Here is an 18,477-nt window from a genome sequence, read left to right as displayed (position 1 = left end):
GATACAGATAGAAAATGGAATTACATGGAATGCGTTACCGGAAATTACAACCTGCATGTGGGGATCAGCACCAAAAATACTCCATTGTAGGTATGGAGGTAGAGACACCTTTTCGATTATTTTCAAATGGTATGAGCTCGTAATTTACTGATGATAGAGAGGGTTAGAAGAAAGATGGAAAATGGTTTGATTGCGCTGGTCAGCATTCTTTTGCTGGGTATAGTGATCTATGCCAAGCTTTGGTGGGAAGGAAGCGGCATGAGCTGGCAGTTTACGAAATGGTATTTTGGACTGTTTATGTTCGGAGCGGTAATTGTCGGGGGGTATTTCTATGCTGCAACCTGACGATTGGGCCGGAAGGAGAACAGAAGAAGGGGACCTGCATTTATGGCAAGCAAGATGGCATGGGAGCAAAGGATGGAGGATGAAGAACATGAAACGTTTACAAAACAACAAGCAGTGGATGGCCATGGCTCTGGCAATGGCTCTTATATTCGGGACGATGAACAGTCCTGCCCTTGCAGCAGATGCGGCCTTGCCGGACCAGGAGCAGACGCAGGGAAGCGGAAGTATCTGGCTAAATAAAGACCGTCCGCTTTTTCAGACCTTTACGCCGGCCGTTACAGGTACTCTGGATAAAATTGATTTATATGTAGCCGGTGTTTATGGTGCTGCCGGGGCTATCCAGGTAAAGCTGTATAAGGAAGGTGATTCAACCCTTCTTGCACAAGGGCAGTCGGTTTCGGAGTACTCTGATGCGAGCTGGGTGGCGGTCGACTTCTCCGGTGAACGGCCATATCTGAAGAAGGATACGATGTATAGAATGGTCATGTCCACAGAAAACGGAGATCCTGTCGGCCTGAATGCATACTGGAAAAGCGGCAATGTATATACAAGAGGGTATAGCGACGTAGCCAATTATGATTTTGCCTTCCGGACGTACATGATCGCCGATCATTCCATTTCCGAGACGGAGAGCGAGATCATGGCGGCAGCTTCCAGCCTTGTGGCAGATGGTTCAAGCCAGACGCCGATTACGGTCAAGCTGAAGGATGCCCAGGGCAATGAGATCGCAAGTGGGGGAGAGACGGTCGCGATTACCTCGACGTCAGGGACGGTGGGTCCTGTAACCGACAATGGAGACGGCACGTATATGGCCACGCTGACAGCGCCTGTGACTACCGGTACCGCAACGCTTAGCGCGAGTTTTGGTGGCAAGGTCTTGACGAAGACAGCTGCAGTGCAGTGGGTAGCCGGAGAACCATCGACAGGGACAAGCACCATTGAAACGGCGGAAACCGTGCTGCCTGCGGATGGAACGAGTGAGACCTTGGTAACGGTCAAGCTGAAGGATGCGTACGAGAATGAGGTGAAAACCGGAGGAGCCGCGGTAGCCATTACCTCGACGTCAGGGACGGTGAGCCCTGTAACGGATAAGGGTGACGGAACGTATACAGCTGAGCTGACGGCACCGACAGATATAGGCACAGCGACGGTGAGCGCAAGCATTAGCAGCACACCGCTAGCTTCCAGCACCACCGTGCAGTTTGTGGCCGGAGCGCCATCGGCCGAGGCGAGCATGATCGAAGCGGCGGACGCGGCGCTGCCTGCGGATGGAACAAGCCAGACCGAGATCACCGTCAGGCTGAAGGATGCGCAAGGTCGGGCGCTGACGACGGGGGGAGCCTTTGTAGTCATCCGCTCCACATCAGGGAAAGTTACGGAGGTAAGGGATAACGAGGACGGCACGTATACGGCGAGGCTGACGGCGCCAACGGAACTGGGAACAGCCACCGTGAAGGCATTTGTCAATGAGAGACCGCTGACAGCCACGGCTTCCGTGGAATTCCTGCCCGGACACGTTAGCGCCTCGCATTCGAGCCTTACTGCGAGTGATCTCGTTGTACGGGCTGATGGAAGCAGCAAGGCCGAAATTACCGTCATGCTGAAGGATGATAATGACCATCCTCTCGCAGGGAAGCTGGTGAAGCTTGAAGCGAGCGGCGGACAGTCGGTTATCGAAGCGTTATCTGCTGTTACGGATGAGAAGGGGATCGCCAAGTTTGCGGTGAGCAATACAGCCGCTGAAGTCGTTACCTATACGGCCAAGGAAGAGGCCAGCGGGATTCCGGTGGATCAATCGGCGGAGATTACGTTTACCTACGATCAGCCGCCAACGATTGAATTGAAGCAAGATCCGGATACGCCAACTGTGGAAGGCGTGAGCGTCACCGCAACCAGCGCGGTCTATGGACAATGGAACAAGGTTGCTGTGATGAAGTGGGCGCCGGGGCAACAGCAGGTATCGTATTTTGATAAGGAAGGTACGGTATTTACAGACCGGTTTACCGTGCGGGAGAACGGATTCTATTCAGTCTATGTGGCAGATACAGCGGGGAACGCCAATGTCCGGGTCATCGAAATCCGTAATATTGTTCCTGAGAGCAGCAATAACAGCTTAAGCGGATGGCAGCTTACCGGCGTGGGCGGGGCGCTCGGCTTTACTTTTGATCCCGAGAAAACGAGCTATTCCATATCCGCCAGCTCTGCCGTGAATGGACTGAGAATGCTGCTGATACCCGCGGACAGCGATGCCGAAATTTACGTCAACGGGTCACAGATCCATAGCGGCACGATGACAGATATGTATTCTCTGGCTACGGGCAATAACATTTTTGAAATCCGTGTCGTAGCACCAAATGGTTCGGTGAAGACATATAAGCTTCAGATCGTTCGTTCCGATTCAACCCCGACTCCGGATTCAGGTGGTTCTTCAGGTTCATCTGGAGCGGGAACCGCAAGTCCTCAGGGCGCTGCCAATCCGGCAAAGCCGGAAAATGGCGACGCATTGAAGGTACGGGTGAACGGGACTGAAATTCCGGGAATCGCCAAGATGGCGAAGGATGCGAATGGAGCGAAGTACATCGATATTGAATTGAAGATGGATGCGCTGAAAAAGGTGCTGGATCCGCTGACGGGCCCGAATGCAGTTCTCACGGTTTCGGTGGAGACGAAAGCCGATCGGACCGTACTGCGGGTTCCCGGCGAGGTTGCCTTACTCCTGAACGGAAAGTCCGCTGCCTTGATCCTGGCAACCTATCAGGGTCAATACCGGATGCCGTTAGCTGAAATCGTTAAGACGGATTCGGCCTGGGCCAAAGATACCGAACTCCAGCTAACGATGGAGCGTGATGAGCTTAAGTCCTTAACCGGAATACAGGATGCTGCGGGTGAAAGCGGGATTCGATTGATGTCGGACCCGATCTTCAATCAAGTCTATGAGGCACATCAAGGCGGTATGAACGAGATAACCCGCTTCCATCCGTATGTGGAGCGAATCATGTATTTGCCGGAAGCTTCTGCCGGAACGGCTTCGACCGCCGTGGCGTGGGATGATAAGCTGGGCATACGCCCCGTCCCGACGAAGTTCACCACAATCGACGGGAAGCCGGCTGCCGTTGTTCATACGCTCACGAATAACCCGCTTGTTCTGGCATCCAAGCCATCCGGGCTGACAGACCTCCAAGGACATTGGGCCGCAGCGGAAATTCGCGATATGAACAGCAGGCTGATCATTCAAGGGATCGACGAAACGCGGTTCGCGCCGGAAGCCGCAATTACCCGTGCGGAGCTTGCCGCTCTGTTATCCAGAGCGCTCGGCTTGCCGGAAGGTGGCGGAGGTCCATCACAGTTCCGGGATGTAAGCTCATCGAGCTGGTATAGCGGAGCGGTTGAAGCGGTACACGCATACCACATCATGGACGGGCTCGTCGACGGGATCTTTGCTCCGGACCAGAAGGTATCGCGGCAGGAGGCGATCGTGACGGTCATTCGGGCGCTTGAGCGGGCCGGAGCCGCTCCGTCTGATAACGATGACTTGGAGGATGTGAATCTATCTGCTTATTCGGACGGTGGCGAGATCGGCGAGTGGGCCAAGTCTGCAATAGCGATGGCGATCCAGCAAGGCCTCGTGAAGGGGTACGGCAGCGAGCTGCATCCACAGAAACAGCTAACGCGAGCTGAGATGAGCGTGTTGATGTACCGGATGCTGGAGCAGGCCGGGCTGATCGATGGGAAGTGAAAACGCAGCAAGAGATGATCGTTCATATGAATACCGGACGTGCTTATGAACGACCCCAGAATTATCTTCGGTGACGAGCGTAGGCTTACCCTAAGCCGTGTTTACGGGTTGTTTTTCGGCAGGTGTTTCTTCATACTGGACTGGAGGCATCAATGAAACGAGATATATAGGAGGAACCATGTCCTGGAGTAAATTGAAGCAACAGCTGGAGAGCTTTCTCTGTCCTGCATTGGATGGACGGGTGGAATACCGGGCAACGGGTTATCGTTATTTACCGGATAAAGCAGGGCTTTGTTATATTTCGGTAGATCACAAGGACGTGCTCCGGATGAATGACAAGGCGGGTTCCATAAGATGGTATCAGACGGAGATGGAAATCAAGAATGACTCAGGTATCCAAATTCCGATCAGCGAGGAAGAATTGGAAGCCGTCAGACAGGATACCAAGGGGGCCGTCCCGGAGGAACGCCTGAAAGTCATTGCACGAAACCGGAAAATATCCGAATATGCAAAAGAGATTTTGTCGGCACAGGCTGCATTAAGCAAATCAAATTTCGTCGTTGCAGCGAATCAATTTTTAGCGAGTCCTATAGAAGACAGCATCGAGAGTAGCGATATAATATTGAATATTCTGGCGCTCGTGGACAGACGGGTTGGCAAAAAACGTATATTAAACATGGCAGGGAAGATGAAGCTGAAGCATCCCGCCGTGCAGTATTTTTATGAGCTGCGGCGCAGCACATGTTGAGAATAAGAAACCCTTCTATTATAAAATAAACTAGAGTTTTACCTCGCTTCGCCTGTATTCCCTATGGGATACAGGCGAATTTCCTTCCCTTTCTCTAGTTCAATTTATATAGCGAAGGGTTTTTATATCGTTTATACTTATAAAGCCAATTTACTTTCTAGGAGCTGTCTAAGAAACTATGAACAAGAAAGAAGTCGCGCACATACGCAAGCAGTTTAAGCTGGATAATCATTTGATGCAAATTTACGATATTCTTAACGTGTACATTATGAAGGAAACGAACGAGATTTATCACTGGGAGCGGAGTCCCTTTGAGCTTGTGGACCGAGAGAAGCAGGAGCTGTACATGGGCAATTTCAAAAAGCTGCTGACCGGTGATTTGGATCATAAGCTGTTCGAGCTGAAGTTTCTGGAGGAAACGGAGGATCAAAAAGACCCTTCGCGGGTGCTGCTCCACCAAGCGCTGCAGACGGGGGATCCGGAGGAGTGGCAGGATCTGATGCTGCTGCTCGTGGAGAAAATGATGGCGGGCACAAGGTATGAACGGGATACGGTCATTACGTTCATCCGCGGACAATACTACCGGCCGACCAAGGCGAGAAATGATGAAGCCGAGGAGACAGGGAATGATGAAGTGTTCGGTCATCCGTTCATTCTGTGCAGCGTGAACTCCACGGAGAAGCAGCGGAAGGCGCTTTTGTTCGACTATGTGGAGAGAGAGTATAAGTACAATCTTATCGTCGATCCGATTATCAAGCTCAGCACACCGGAGCAAGGGTTCTTTTATCCCAGCGTGACGGACAATTATTCCGACGTGAACCGGGTTCTGTATGCTACGGGGAAATCGAATGATCCGAATCCGTATTTCATCGAAGAGGTCTTGAATGCGCAGCGGTCCGTGACGGCACTCGAAGAGAGAGGAATCTTTGAAGACATCGTGAAGGAAGTCGCGGGCGAACAGCTGGACTCCGCCACGATCGCACATGTATACGAGGAGATTCACCATGTGATTGAATCCCACCAGGATGAGGAAGAACCCGCGAGGCTGGATTACACCGATGTGGAACGCGTGCTGACCGCAAGCGGCGTGGATAACGTGACCAAGGAAGCTGTGGAACGGGCGTTTGAGACCATCGTGGACGATAAGAATTATGAAATGAAGGCCAGCAGCGTAATCCCGAAATTCACGTCCAAATCGATCAAGATCGATACGAAGGTCGCCACGATTACGATCAGTCCACAGGATTTAAGGTATATTAAGCAGGTGAGCTTCCAAGGCAAACGATGCATTATGATCGAGGTTGACGAGGATGCCATCATTGAGGGCTTCACCCTCACCACAGAGACATTGTTGGAAAAAGTAGAATGAAAAGATAACATGCTCCCCTTACGAAGACAGGGCTATGATTTTGACTGTCTAATGTGAGGGGAGCATTTTGTATGCTTGCTTTATTGGAGTCTGTTCATTTGCGGAATCGGCGGTAGAAGCGTTCGACGGATTAGGAGTTTTATAGTTTATTTTTCCTAAAAACTTTAATTGGGTGTGAAATATATGTCTATGGAACTAGTATCGGAGAACGGGAATTATTTTTATGAGATGTTAGAGGAAACGATGGAAGAGGATGAGCTGGATGAACTCAGCGTAGAAGGCTTGCTGTATCACTGCAAGCTGCTGCTCAGGCCCGATTTGCATAGGCATTTTCCGTCCATATTGGAAGAAAATGAGCTTGGCAGATTCGACAATGCCATTCGTACCTATGCCGTCATCGACAGGGATCAGGAACGGCCGCTGTTATTGTTTGACAACACGATTTTCAGTTCGGGAAAAGACGGCTTCCTTGTCACGGATAAGCATCTTTACATGAAGGGCCGCTCGACGATCGCCTGGAAAAACGTACAACAAATCGAGTGCGGGAGCAATCATATCACCATCAATAAGCAGCGTATGCCGCTGACATGGTCGGTGCTGAGCGTGCAGGATATCCGAATGGTCGAGCAGCTGCTGAAGTTTTGCTGCATGGCCCTCATGGCGTATGCGATGCAAACCACGGATAGCGATAGCTATGAGGAATTCATGTCCGAAGGCAAAATCATCATCGAGACTGAGGCAGAGGCCATCGATTACAGCAGCCGATTACTTGCTGCTTTTGCAGACAGCGGCTGGTCGCGCCACGTATTCGGGCTCTCCCCGGATCCGAAGGTCATAAAGAAAATGGGACAGGCTGTTCAAAGCTATGCGCAGCTGCTGCCCGGGGAAATCCCCCTCATTGTATACGATAATACGGCCTTCGGCAGCGGGAAGGATGGCTGTCTGCTGACGAATAAACGGATTTGCATCAAGAACCCGTTTGCCAAGCCCCAAAGCTATTCCTATTATTCGGTCAGCGTCATTGAACTGAGAGGTATTGGCAAGGACCTTTTTATCAACGGCTTTGAAGTGGCGGTCACAATGCTTACCTCGGATGATGCCAAGATCAAGTTTTGCGCGATGCTAAACCGGATGAGAAATGATCTGGCGGAGGAGAAGGTGCACGGGGAAGAAGGAGCCGCTGCGGAAGGAGGCGGTTTCAGTTACCCGAGATTAGCCAAAAGCCTGTTGGAGCGAAGCATCCTCGGGTCGGATTTGTCACGGAAACTGTTCCTGTACGAGAAAGGAGCGAAGAACGAAAAGAAATTCCAGAATGCCTTTTCGGCTTATGCAGCGCTCCAGCCTGACGAGATTCCGATGTTCCTGTACGACGACACGGCCTTCGGCAGCGCCAAGCAGGGACTGCTCGCATCCTCGGAGGCTTTGTATATCCGCAACACGATGTCTCAGGGCGTACGCTTTCGCTGGGGAGACATTCATACGATCGAGCTGAGGGGCGCATTTAGCAAGGAGCTGTTTATCAACAACTACAAAGTGGATGCGACACTCCTGAGTTCGAATGATTCCAAAGGCCAGCTTTGCGGGTTGCTGAATGAGATATGGGTTGCAGTAAAATAATAGGAAGCGAATCCCGCATACATTGCGGGATTTTTATTTTGCAGGCAGAAGCCTTAATCGCCCCCGCGATGATCCCCAACAAGTAAAAATATCAAAACCCCATGTCAACAATTCAAAATTGCGCCGCCTCCGGCGCGGAACTACAATTTGAACAACAAAGCAGGTACGTTCGAAAATCCCCTCCAGGAGGCGATGCGCTGCATGATCAAGTCGGGACGTTCGCGGATGAAATACATATGGGCCATTGCCGGCTGTCTGGTGCTGTCGGTATGCGCCTCGGCGGCATTCGCCAAGGAGAAGCTGATGCCGAAGGAGGCCGTCACCGGCGGAAGCGACGCCATCGCGACGGTGGACGGCATGCCGATCGCCCTGCCGGAATTCGAGAAGGCGGCGCAGCGGCAGAAGTCCGGCGTGATGAGCTATTTTCGCGAGAAATACGGCGCGGAGCAAACAGCCAGCTTCTGGACGAGTTCCTTCGGGGGCGAGGTGCCGCTTCGGATGCTGAAGCAGCAGGCGCTGGACGATGCCGTCCGCACGAAAATCCGGCAGCGGATCGCGGCGGACGAAGGCGTGCTGGGCGACGTCAGCTATGCGGGTTTTGTGCGGCAGCTGGAGCAGGAGAACACGCGGCGGAAGAAGGCCGCTGCCGCCGGCGAGGTCATCTACGGGCCTGTCCAATACACTGAGGATGCGTATTTCGAATATGTGATGACGAACGCGACTGCGGCGGTGAAGCGCGGCATGCTTGCCAAGCTGCGCAGCCATGAGGACGATCAGCCGCTGAAGGCTTTTTATGAGCAATATAAGCAGGAGCTATACCAGACGCCGGGATCCGCGCGGGTGCTCAGTCTTTCCGTGTCTTTTTTAAATGAGGATCATGAAGCGGACCCTGCCAGGAAGAAACAGGCGGCTGCCCGGCTGCGGGAAGCGGAAGCGAAGCTGAAGCAGGGTGTTTCTTTGGCGGATGCTGCCCGCATGTATTCGGACGGTCAAACCGCGCAGGAGCTCAGCTTCAACCTCGGGAACGACCGGCATAACGCGCGAAGCCCGGTGGCGCAGGCGGCTGCCCGGATGAAGGCCGGGGAGACGAGCGGCATCGTAGAAGAGAACGGGAGCCTCTATCTGCTGCGATGCACCGAGAAGACGGAGCCCGGATCGGTATTCAGCAAGTACGAGAACATCAAGGATCAGGTAGTCCAGGACTATATTGATTGGCAGTATAAGGAAATGGTCCAACAGAAGCTGGATGCAGCCGAGATGAAGGTCAACGAATCGCTTTATGGGAAATGGAACGTCCAAAACTAGACACGAAGCAGTGCCCGACATTGTTGTAAACGCTTCACGGCTTGTCCGTGGGCACTTACATAAGGTGACAGCGGGACCTAGAAGGTTCTTCGCTTCGCCACATCATAATCGAGGGAGGACAAGAGCTCATGTTAAGAAGGACAGCCAGAAAAGCATTCAGCATGCTGACGGCCGTGCTGCTGGTAACGGGTTTGGCAGGCGTCAACTCACCAGCCGAAGCCGAAGCGGCGTCAGGTACGACCTACTACGTGGATAACGTCGGGGGCAATGACGGCAACGCAGGCACAAATCCGGACAAGGCGTGGAAGAGCCTGGAGAAGATCAATGCAACGACCTTTGCGCCGGGGGACCATATTCTGTTCAAGGCAGGGGGCTCCTGGCAGGGACAGCTGTGGCCCAAGGGCTCCGGGGCGGACGGCAGTCCGATCGTCATCGACAAGTACGGCACCGGCGGCAAGCCGCTGATCGCCGGCGTGGCGAGCGAGCTGCAGACGGTCTTTCTGAAAAACCAGCAGTACTGGGAGATCAGCAACCTGGAGGTAACGAATCCATCTTCCGAGCCGTTCACCCGGGATTGGAAGGGGACGCGCGGAGAACGGCGCGGGGTCTACATCCTGAACGAGGAGAGCGGTATTCTCAACCATATTTACATCAAAAATTTGAATATCCATGACGTGGACGGCGTCTATACGACGCGCTCCGGCGGGATTATTTTCGATTCCGTGGGTTCCTGGGTGCCGAGCGCGTTCAACGACGTGCTGATCGACGGAAATACGCTGACCGACGTGGATGCATACGGCATCTATATCAGCTCGAACTGCATTATCCGTTACGGCATGGGCGATTTGTGGGAATGGGTACCGAAGCCTTACGGGCCGTGGACCCCGTCCACGAAGGTGAAGATTTCGAACAACACCGTCGTCCGGGCCGCCACCGGGGGCATTGCCTGGAACGTCACGGACGGCGCGGTCGTCGAGCATAACACGGTGCAGGAGGCGACATATCTGGCGACGAACGCGTCGATCTGGTGGGCTTATGCCGACAACAATGTCGTGCAGTACAACGAATCGTTTGCCGCGAAGAACGGTGCGGAGGACGGCACGGGCTTCGACGTCGATGCAGGCAACCTCGGCTCGCTCGTACAGTACAACTACAGCCATGACAACGCCGGCGGGTTCATGCTGTACGTCAACGACACCTACAACACGATCAATACGATCGTGCGGTACAACATCAGCCAGAACGACAAAGCGCGCATTTTCCGCTACAGCGGATCGATCGATACGGTGCTCAATTACAACAATACGATCTATGTCGGCGCCGCTTCCGGCAATCCGGTCATGAGCGATTACTTCACCAAATCCTCGGGCAGCCCGAAAAACATCAAAAACTATAACAACGTATACTACAGCACCGGAGACAGGGGCTGGACGTTGACGGGGCAGACCTTTGACTCCAATGCCTATTACGGCGGCAAAACGCTTGTCAGCTCCGACGCCCACAAAGTGACCGCGAATCCGAAGCTTGTCAGCCCGGGCAGCGGGGGCACCGGCATGAACACCGTCAACGGCTACCAGCTGCAGAGCGATTCTCCGCTGATCGGCGCAGGCGTTCCGATCCAAGGCAACGGCGGACGCGACTATTACGGCAATCCGCTCTATAACGGCGATCCGGACATCGGCGCGTTCGAGTACCAGGGAACGGTGCCGCCGGCCACCGGCAAAACGCCGATCACTTATACGCCGGCACCGGTGACCCCGATGCCGAAGCCGCCCGGACCGGACCCGGGCAACCTGGCGCCGCTCGCGACCGCGACGGCTTCCGTGCCGACCCTGTCCAGCAGCTCCATCAAGAGCCTGACGGACGGATCGTACGACAAGGCGTGGTCCAGCGTGGCTCAGGGCGTGACGTTCCCGAATGACATTACGCTCGACTTCGGCACGAAATCCGTCACGGCGAACCAGCTGAAGGTGGTGACGAGATTCGGGACGGGCCAAGGGGTAACCAAGCTCGACCTGGAATACTATAACGGCACCGCGTGGGTACCGCTGAAGCAGGGAATCCAGTGGACCTGGAAGTACGGAGATCAGACGAACGAAGCGCAGACGGTGGATTTCGCCCGCACGACCGCTTCCAAATTCCGTCTCAAGATTCATGCGGCCAACCTGAAATGGGGCAATTTCGCGATCAACGAGCTGGAGATGTACGACAGACGCTAGAAGGAAACAAGAAAGAAGCAAGAAAGAAGCAAGAAAGAAGCAGGAATCCGGGAAGGATGAGCTCTCTTTGCGCCCTTCCCGGATCCATCACGCGATGAAGGAATCTTCCAAAGGGACGGTTCTTTTTTTGTTACATACATGGCTTCAAAAAGGTAAGGCTTCTGTTCATTTTATATAATCACTATACTTAGGATGAAGTGAACGAAAGTTTAAACTCAACGACAGCGAACATGAACGGTAAACGGGGGAGAAGCATGAAGCTGCAGGCTGCAAGAAAATCGTCCAAGTGGTTGGTGTACCAAAAAATCGTAATCGTGTTCGTCCTATTTTTGCTACCTCTCATATCGATGAACATCTGGCTGAATTACAAGGGGATGTCCATCACCAAAAATGCCATCCTGAACTCCTCATTGGCAGGCGCGTCTTTTTATTCCAAACAGCTCGACAAGGAAGTGTACTTCATCCGCAATTTGCAGCTTCAGCTGCTGAATGACAAGGATCTCCAGAAGCTCGGCTTCCGCGGAGGCATGCTGGAGAATTACGAGGAAGTGGAGCTGATCGACCAGGTCCGGGACAGGCTGACGACGCTGACCGTATCGAGCGATTACGTGGTGAACGCCGGCGTTTACGTCGAGGCGGTCGGCAAGACGATTTCCACGGAAACAGGCGTTACCAATACGCCAAACGCGGAGATGAAGCTCGTCTCCTCGCTGATGGCGGAGACGCCCAAGCCGTCATTTTACCGGAGCGGGGGGCGTCTGTTCCTGATCGAAACGGAGAACAACGGCAGCCTCTGGTCTTATATTGAGTTATCCCGCCCCAAGCTGCTGGAGGCCTTGCAGGAAATCGCGGGACTGTACCAGGAATCCGAGGTGCTGCTCGGCAGCAAGGAGCTCGGCACCGTTCTGGCGACAGCGGCGGGCACGAAGGAGTCGAATGCGCTGCTCCATCTGGCTGGCGAGCAAAGCCTGCAGGATCCGAGCGCGCCGATCATGAAAAGGCTGGGCGGCGTAAGCTATTTTATTATCCCGAACGAGGTCAGCTCCCTGCACCTGTCCCTCCTGATGTACGTGAATCAGAATGAAATCACGCGTCCTTTGAGCCAGTTCATTACCTGGTTCTATACGCTGTTTATCATAGCCATCATCGTCATGGTGCTGTATTCGTTTTCGGTCAACCTGATGATTCACCGGCCGCTGTCGAAGCTGGTCAAGGCGTTCCACATGATCGAAACCGATAACCTGAATATTATGATCGATTCCAAGACGAAGGACGAATTCCACTACGTATTCAACAGCTTCAACAGCATGGCGCAAAAGCTGAAGAGCTCCATCGAGGAAAACTACGAGCAAAAAATAGCGCTGCAGCATTCGCAGCTGAAACAGCTGCAGTCGCAGATCAACCCGCATTTTCTGTACAACAGCTTTTTCAACATTTACATGATGTGCAAGGTCGGCGATTCGGACAGTGCGGCAGAGCTCTCGCAGAAGCTGGGAAGCTATTATCAATATATTACGAGAAGCGGCGCCGATGAGGTCCCCTTTTACAAGGAATACCGGCATGCGCTCGATTACTGCGATATTCAGTGCATCCGGTTCTCGAACCGCATCGCTTATGAGGCGGAGACGATTGAAGGTGTTCCCCCGGCGCTGACCGTGCCGCGCCTCATCATTCAGCCGATCGTCGAGAATGTGTTCGAGCACGCGTTCGAGGACGGCATGATGGAGGGGATGATCTACATCGGGACCGAATACCGGGACGGCAGCCTGCGGGTAACCGTGGAGGATAACGGGAACCTGGCGCGGGAAGAAGTGATCGAAGGCCTGCGCGAGAAGCTGGCGATGGATTCGAAGCATATCGAAAAAACAGGGCTCGTGAATGTAAACAACCGCCTGCAGCTGAAATACGGCCCGGATAGCGGAGTGTTCGTATCAAGAAGCGCTTATGGCGGCTTGCGGGTGGATCTGATCATCCGTACCGATGACAAAGAGGAGGCGTAACCATGTATAGACTGTTAATCGTAGACGACGAGCCGGTAATCGTGAACGGCCTGGTTCAGCTTTTTCAGGAAAATACGGAGCTCGAGCTTGACGTATGCAAGGCGTATTCCGCAAAGGAGGCGCTAGAGACGGCCAGGAAAATGAAGCTCGATATTCTGGTCAGCGACATCCGCATGCCCCAGAAGAGCGGACTTCAGCTGGTGGATGAGATTACGTACTATTGGCCGCAGTGCCGGGTGATTTTCCTGACGGGATACAGTGAATTTGATTATGTGCATGAAGCGCTGCGCAAGAACGTAGACGACTACATCCTGAAGACGGAAGGCATCGATCCGATATTCGGGGCCGTGAAGAAGGCGTCGGGGAAGCTGGATGAGGAGAACAAGCGCAGAATTCTGGAAGAGAAGGCGAAGCTCCACTTTCAGATCGCGGAGTCCGTCCTCCGGAACGAGCTGATGGAGCGCGTGCTGGGAGGCGAGCCGCTGTGCGGTCTGCTGTCCGATCCCCGTTACGAGGAGCTGTCGTTTGGCATTGATGCGGAGCGGCCGGTATTTTTCCTGCTAGGAAGAATCGACCGCATGGAGGATGTACCGTCCAAAAGCATGCAGGAGGCCATTCAGCGCATTTTCCTGAATGATCTGCCTTCGACCATCGTCTGCGAGCATGCGGTGATGGAGGGCAATATGCATATCTGGCTGCTGCAGCCGGGAGCGGAGCTGTTAGGCCGTTTTCAGGAAGCGGAGGAAGGCGACCTGATGCATTGGCAAAAGATTACCGTATACATCAAGGGCATTCTGGAGCTGGTGCAGAACGAATGTGAACAACTGCTGGGCCTCTCCGTCTCCTTCGGCATCTCCGGCAATCTGGACGGGCGCTGGGAGAGCGCGAGGGTCCAGTACGAGACGCTGCGGAGAATGCTGGAGGGCAGGGCTGCCATGGGCCAGCATATGGCCATCGTCGACATCCAGAAAGCGCGCATTCATGAAGAGGCACTGTACGAGAACGGCCGGATGAAGCAGGAGGATCTGAAGCAGCTGGTGATTGAGCAGATTCATGGCTATATCGACGCGCATTTGGCCGGGGACGTCTCCTTGACGGCGATCGCGGACAACGTCCATTTCAATCCGTCGTACCTGTCGCGCTACTACAAGCAGATGACGGGGCAGAACCTGCACGACTATATCCAGGCCAAGAAGCTGGAGGGGGCGGTGCAGCTGATGCGGCATACGAGCCTGAAGCTGAACGAAATCGCCGGGCGCGTCGGCTTCGATTCGCACTCGTATTTCACGACCTTTTTCAAGAAGAAGATGGGCATGTCGCCGCAGGATTACCGGAACGAACACCTGGCGGGCGGGAAGTGACGTGGAATGACTAGATAGTAAACAAAGTGATAGCCATGTAAAAAACTCAAAATTGATAGCGTTTTCCTTCGAAACCTATAATGAAAACATGAAAGCACGTTACACAAAAGACAGCACATAAAAGGGGGAAAGCATTCATCATGAAATGGATCAAACCATGGAAAATGATTCTGGTTGCCACGATGACGTTATCCGTATTATCCGCCTGCTCGAGCCAAGGAAAGGACTCGGCCGGATCTGCACCCCAGGACTCACCGAAAGAAGAGAACACCAATGCCGCTCCGCCGGAGCCGCTCGGTAAATATGCGGACACGGTGACCGTGACAGAGGTGCTCGGCTACAACCCGCCGGAAGATCCGCGGACGCCGAAGGGCATCACGCCGGAGCAGAACGCGTATCTCAAAGATCTAAAAGACATGCTGAACATCGAGGTCAAATACAAATGGACGGTGCCGTCCAGCCAATTCGAGCAAAAGTTCTCGCTGGCCATGGCCTCGGCAGACCTGCCGGACATCATGGAGCTGAACCAGAAGGACTTCGAGAAGCTGAGAAAGCAGGGCATGCTTGCCGATCTGACCGAAGCCTACAACAATTACGCGTCTCCTGAACTGAAAAAGTACATGGAATCCGACGAAGGCTTCGCCATGAAGACATTCTCCGCGGACGGAAAATTGCTGGCGATGCCGGCTTTCGAGGACCCGTTCCTGTCGACGCAGCTGCTCTGGCTCCGGAAGGACTGGCTGGACAACCTGAAGCTGGAGGCGCCGAAAACCGTCGCCGATCTGGACAAAATTACGGAAGCCTTCGTGAAAAACGATCCGGACCAAAACGGCAAAAACGACACCTACGGCATTTCGCTGCAAAAGAACCTATTCTTCTGGGCTTATGATCTGAGAGGCTTCTTCAACAGCTACGGCGCTTACCCTTCGATCGGCGACAACCAATCCGCCTGGATCAAGGACAGCAGCGGCAAGCTGATCCCGGGCCTCATCCAGCCGGAAGTGAAAACCGCACTTGGCAAGCTGCAATCCTGGTACAAGGATGGCATTCTGGATAAAGAGTTCGCCCTGAAGGACGAGAACAAGGCTGTCGAAGATATTACGTCAGGCAAAGTCGGTATCGTGTACGGGGAATGGTGGTATCCGAACTATCCGCTCAACCTGAGCGTGGATAAGGATCCGAAGGCGGAGTGGATTCCTGTCCAAATTCCGGGTCTCGACGGTCCGGGCAAATCGCTCGTGCCAAAGATCCGCAGCGGCAAGGTGTTCGCGGTCAACAAGAACATGAAGCACCCGGAAGCGGCCATCAAAATGCTTAATTTCTACATCGAAAAAGGCAAAAAGAAATACATGGACGAGAACAAGGCCGAAAACGGCTACGTATACAACTGGTTCAACCCGCGGATCTACAACCCGGCCCAAATCGATACGATTTTCACGGAAGTGAACAAAGCGTTCGACGCGAAGCAAACCGAAATCACGCTGGATGACGAGAACTACAAGAACGTGGCCGATGTCTTTAAGGCAGCGCAGGATTATCTGGCCGGCAATACCAAGGAAGCGAGCAAAGGCGTGAATTGGGGGCAATACTTCAGCCGTGCGGCGAAGGACGGCGGCTGGGGCGTAACGCGTCAGATCAAGGAAAGCGGCGCGTTCGTGAACAACGAATTCTACGGCCTTCCGACAGAAACGCAAGTGGAAAAAGGCGCGCAGCTCGACAAGCTGATGCAGGAAGCCTTCACCAAGATCATCATGGGCGCTCCCCTGGACGAATTCGACAAGTTCGTTCAAAGCTGGAAATCCCTTGGCGGCGACCAGATCACCCAAGAGGTGAACGACTGGTACAGCACGCAGGCAGCGAAATAATTCATTGAATGATGAAACGGGAGGATGAGCCTGAAGCAGCCGGCAGATTCCTCCCGTTTTCCATTCCATTACCGACGGGGAGGTTCAACTTGTGAAAACGCTGAAAAAAGAATACCTGCTTCATCTGATGCTGCTTCCCGGCGTGATCGTCACGCTCATTTATGCCTACGGGCCGATGGCCGGCCTGGTCATGGCTTTTCAGCAATTCGAGCCGCTGTCCGGATTCTTTCATTCAAAATTCGTCGGCTTCGACAACTTCCGTTATGTGTTCGAGCTGCCAGATTTCAAGCAGGTGCTCTGGAATACGGTCATCATCTCGATCTTTAAAATGGTGCTGTTCCTGCTCGTGCCTCTGATTCTGGCGCTGCTGCTGAACGAGGTCACCAAGCGATGGTTCTCGCGCTTTATCCAGTCGGCGATCTTTCTGCCGTTCTTCCTGTCCTGGACCGTGCTCGGCGGCGTCATCATCGAGCTGTTCTCGCTGAACGGGCCGGTAAACGCGCTGATTACAGCCCTTGATCTGAAGCCGATCATGTTCATGCTCGATAACCAGTGGTTCCGCGGCATCGTCATCGGCTCCGACGTGTGGAAGGGCATGGGATACAACATGATCGTCATGCTCGCCGCCATTACCGGCATCAACGCAACGCTGTACGAAGCGGCCGAAGTGGATGGCGCAGGACGCTGGAAGCAGATGATCCACATCACCCTGCCGGGGATGTCTCCGATCCTGATCCTGCTCGGCGTGCTCAGCCTCGGCGGCATCCTGAACGCAGGCTTCGAGCAAATCCTGATCATGTACAATCCGACCGTTTACGAAGGCGCCGACATCATCGACACGTTCGTGTACCGGCTGGGCATGTTCAGCCAGCAATTCGGACCTGCGGCCGCCGTCGGGCTGTTCAAATCGGTGATCTCGCTCGTGCTCGTGTCCGTGACCTATTATGCGGCTTATAAATTCAACAATTACCGGATCTTTTAGGCGGGAGGTAAAGACATGATTAGACCAACGCTCAGCAGAAGGGTTTTCGTGGTGTTCAACACGCTGGTGCTGACGATCATCACCCTGCTCGGCATCATCCCTTTCATTCATTTGCTGTCGATTTCCCTCAGCTCCAATACGGCGGCCATGGCCGGCGAGGTCAGTCTGTGGCCGGTCGGGTTCAACTTTGACGCATACAAGTACCTGGGCGAGAAGGTGGAATTTTTCCGCTCGCTCGGCGTCTCGGTTGAACGGGTCGTTCTCGGCACGGCGGTTAACATGTTCCTGGTGTTCATTACCGCCTTTCCGCTGGCGAAGTCGCGGGAGCAGTTTAAGTTCAGGACGCCGTACGTGTGGTTTTTCGCGGTGACGATGTTTTTCGGCGGCGGACTCATTCCGACCTACATCATCATCAAAAACACCGGCCTGATCGATTCGATCTGGTCACTCATCCTGCCGGGCGCCCTGAACGTGTGGAACATGGTTCTCATGCTGAACTTCTTCCGCACAATCCCGAAGGAGCTGGACGAAGCGGCGACCATCGACGGAGCCGGACACTGGACGGTTCTGTGGCGCATTTATCTGCCGATATCGCTGCCGTCCATCGCGACCATCGGGCTGTTCACGATCGTGGGCCACTGGAACGCGTGGTTCGACGGCATTCTGTACCTGAACTCGCCGGATAAGTATCCGCTTCAGACCTATCTGTCTACGCTCATTATGTCGATCAACTCGCAGATGACGTCGATTTCGATTGAGCAGATCAAGGCGATGGAGAACCTGAGCGAGAAGACGCTCCGTACGGCCCAGATCTTCATGGGAGCGCTGCCGATCATGGTCGTATATCCGTTCCTCCAGAAGTATTTCGTGAAGGGCATGACGGTCGGTAGCGTCAAGGAATAACAGCTGGTGACATCTTCGTAAGGGAGT

Annotated in this window: 12 protein-coding genes; all 12 read left to right on the top strand. The window is 53.8% G+C overall.

Annotated elements, in window-relative coordinates; genetic code table 11:
- Window positions 1-174 precede the first annotated feature (174 nt).
- The 12 genes from ACTHPM_RS24225 (at window position 175) to ACTHPM_RS24170 (ending at window position 18,450) form a co-directional block, all read left to right on the top strand.
- A complete protein-coding gene (locus ACTHPM_RS24225; protein WP_440397378.1) occupies window positions 175-345 on the top strand; it encodes a hypothetical protein in 171 nt (56 codons plus the stop codon).
- 88 nt (window positions 346-433) lie between these two features.
- Window positions 434-4,081, top strand: coding sequence for an invasin domain 3-containing protein (locus ACTHPM_RS24220; protein WP_440397379.1), 3,648 nt, complete (start codon window positions 434-436; stop codon window positions 4,079-4,081).
- 178 nt (window positions 4,082-4,259) lie between these two features.
- A complete protein-coding gene (locus tag ACTHPM_RS24215; protein WP_440397380.1) occupies window positions 4,260-4,829 on the top strand; it encodes an SF0329 family protein in 570 nt (189 codons plus the stop codon).
- Window positions 4,830-5,007: 178 nt separating this feature from the next.
- Complete coding sequence (locus tag ACTHPM_RS24210) at window positions 5,008-6,198, top strand: DUF4317 domain-containing protein (RefSeq protein WP_440397381.1); 1,191 nt, start codon at window positions 5,008-5,010, stop codon at window positions 6,196-6,198.
- A gap of 183 nt (window positions 6,199-6,381) precedes the next feature.
- The gene (locus ACTHPM_RS24205) at window positions 6,382-7,815 is read left to right on the top strand and encodes a hypothetical protein (protein WP_440397382.1); all 1,434 of its coding nucleotides are present in this window, start codon (window positions 6,382-6,384) and stop codon (window positions 7,813-7,815) included.
- 201 nt (window positions 7,816-8,016) lie between these two features.
- Window positions 8,017-9,120 (top strand): peptidylprolyl isomerase, encoded by a 1,104-nt coding sequence (locus ACTHPM_RS24200; RefSeq protein ID WP_440397383.1) that lies wholly within the window; start codon window positions 8,017-8,019, stop codon window positions 9,118-9,120.
- Between the two features lie 128 nt (window positions 9,121-9,248).
- A complete protein-coding gene (locus tag ACTHPM_RS24195) occupies window positions 9,249-11,339 on the top strand; it encodes a hypothetical protein (RefSeq protein ID WP_440397384.1) in 2,091 nt (696 codons plus the stop codon).
- A gap of 254 nt (window positions 11,340-11,593) precedes the next feature.
- On the top strand, window positions 11,594-13,339 hold the full coding sequence (locus ACTHPM_RS24190; RefSeq protein ID WP_440397591.1) for a sensor histidine kinase: 1,746 nt from the start codon (window positions 11,594-11,596) through the stop codon (window positions 13,337-13,339).
- 2 nt (window positions 13,340-13,341) lie between these two features.
- Window positions 13,342-14,700: a response regulator transcription factor gene (locus ACTHPM_RS24185; RefSeq protein ID WP_440397385.1), complete on the top strand. Its 1,359-nt coding sequence runs from the start codon at window positions 13,342-13,344 to the stop codon at window positions 14,698-14,700.
- Window positions 14,701-14,840: 140 nt separating this feature from the next.
- Entirely contained in the window at window positions 14,841-16,565 is a 1,725-nt protein-coding gene (locus ACTHPM_RS24180; protein WP_440397386.1) for an extracellular solute-binding protein, read from the top strand.
- Window positions 16,566-16,656: 91 nt separating this feature from the next.
- Window positions 16,657-17,547: an ABC transporter permease gene (locus tag ACTHPM_RS24175; RefSeq protein ID WP_440397387.1), complete on the top strand. Its 891-nt coding sequence runs from the start codon at window positions 16,657-16,659 to the stop codon at window positions 17,545-17,547.
- A 15-nt stretch (window positions 17,548-17,562) separates the two neighbouring features.
- A complete protein-coding gene (locus tag ACTHPM_RS24170; protein ID WP_440397388.1) occupies window positions 17,563-18,450 on the top strand; it encodes a carbohydrate ABC transporter permease in 888 nt (295 codons plus the stop codon).
- Window positions 18,451-18,477: the final 27 nt, after the last annotated feature.

Source organism: Paenibacillus sp. SAFN-054, from assembly GCF_051966755.1.
Classification (GTDB): domain Bacteria; phylum Bacillota; class Bacilli; order Paenibacillales; family Paenibacillaceae; genus Paenibacillus_AQ.
Note: the sequence above shows the minus strand (reverse complement) of the source record. Positions and strands in the feature narration are given on the sequence as shown.

Excerpts from the sequence above, each read along its gene's own strand:
- ACTHPM_RS24225 (WP_440397378.1), top strand. The coding sequence starts at position 175 with ATGGAAAATGGTTTGATTGCGCTGGTCAGCATTCTTTTGCTGGGTATA.
- ACTHPM_RS24220 (WP_440397379.1), top strand. The coding sequence starts at position 434 with ATGAAACGTTTACAAAACAACAAGCAGTGGATGGCCATGGCTCTGGCA.
- ACTHPM_RS24215 (WP_440397380.1), top strand. The coding sequence starts at position 4,260 with ATGTCCTGGAGTAAATTGAAGCAACAGCTGGAGAGCTTTCTCTGTCCT.
- ACTHPM_RS24210 (WP_440397381.1), top strand. The coding sequence starts at position 5,008 with ATGAACAAGAAAGAAGTCGCGCACATACGCAAGCAGTTTAAGCTGGAT.
- ACTHPM_RS24205 (WP_440397382.1), top strand. The coding sequence starts at position 6,382 with ATGTCTATGGAACTAGTATCGGAGAACGGGAATTATTTTTATGAGATG.
- ACTHPM_RS24200 (WP_440397383.1), top strand. The coding sequence starts at position 8,017 with ATGATCAAGTCGGGACGTTCGCGGATGAAATACATATGGGCCATTGCC.
- ACTHPM_RS24195 (WP_440397384.1), top strand. The coding sequence starts at position 9,249 with ATGTTAAGAAGGACAGCCAGAAAAGCATTCAGCATGCTGACGGCCGTG.
- ACTHPM_RS24190 (WP_440397591.1), top strand. The coding sequence starts at position 11,594 with ATGAAGCTGCAGGCTGCAAGAAAATCGTCCAAGTGGTTGGTGTACCAA.
- ACTHPM_RS24185 (WP_440397385.1), top strand. The coding sequence starts at position 13,342 with ATGTATAGACTGTTAATCGTAGACGACGAGCCGGTAATCGTGAACGGC.
- ACTHPM_RS24180 (WP_440397386.1), top strand. The coding sequence starts at position 14,841 with ATGAAATGGATCAAACCATGGAAAATGATTCTGGTTGCCACGATGACG.
- ACTHPM_RS24170 (WP_440397388.1), top strand. The coding sequence starts at position 17,563 with ATGATTAGACCAACGCTCAGCAGAAGGGTTTTCGTGGTGTTCAACACG.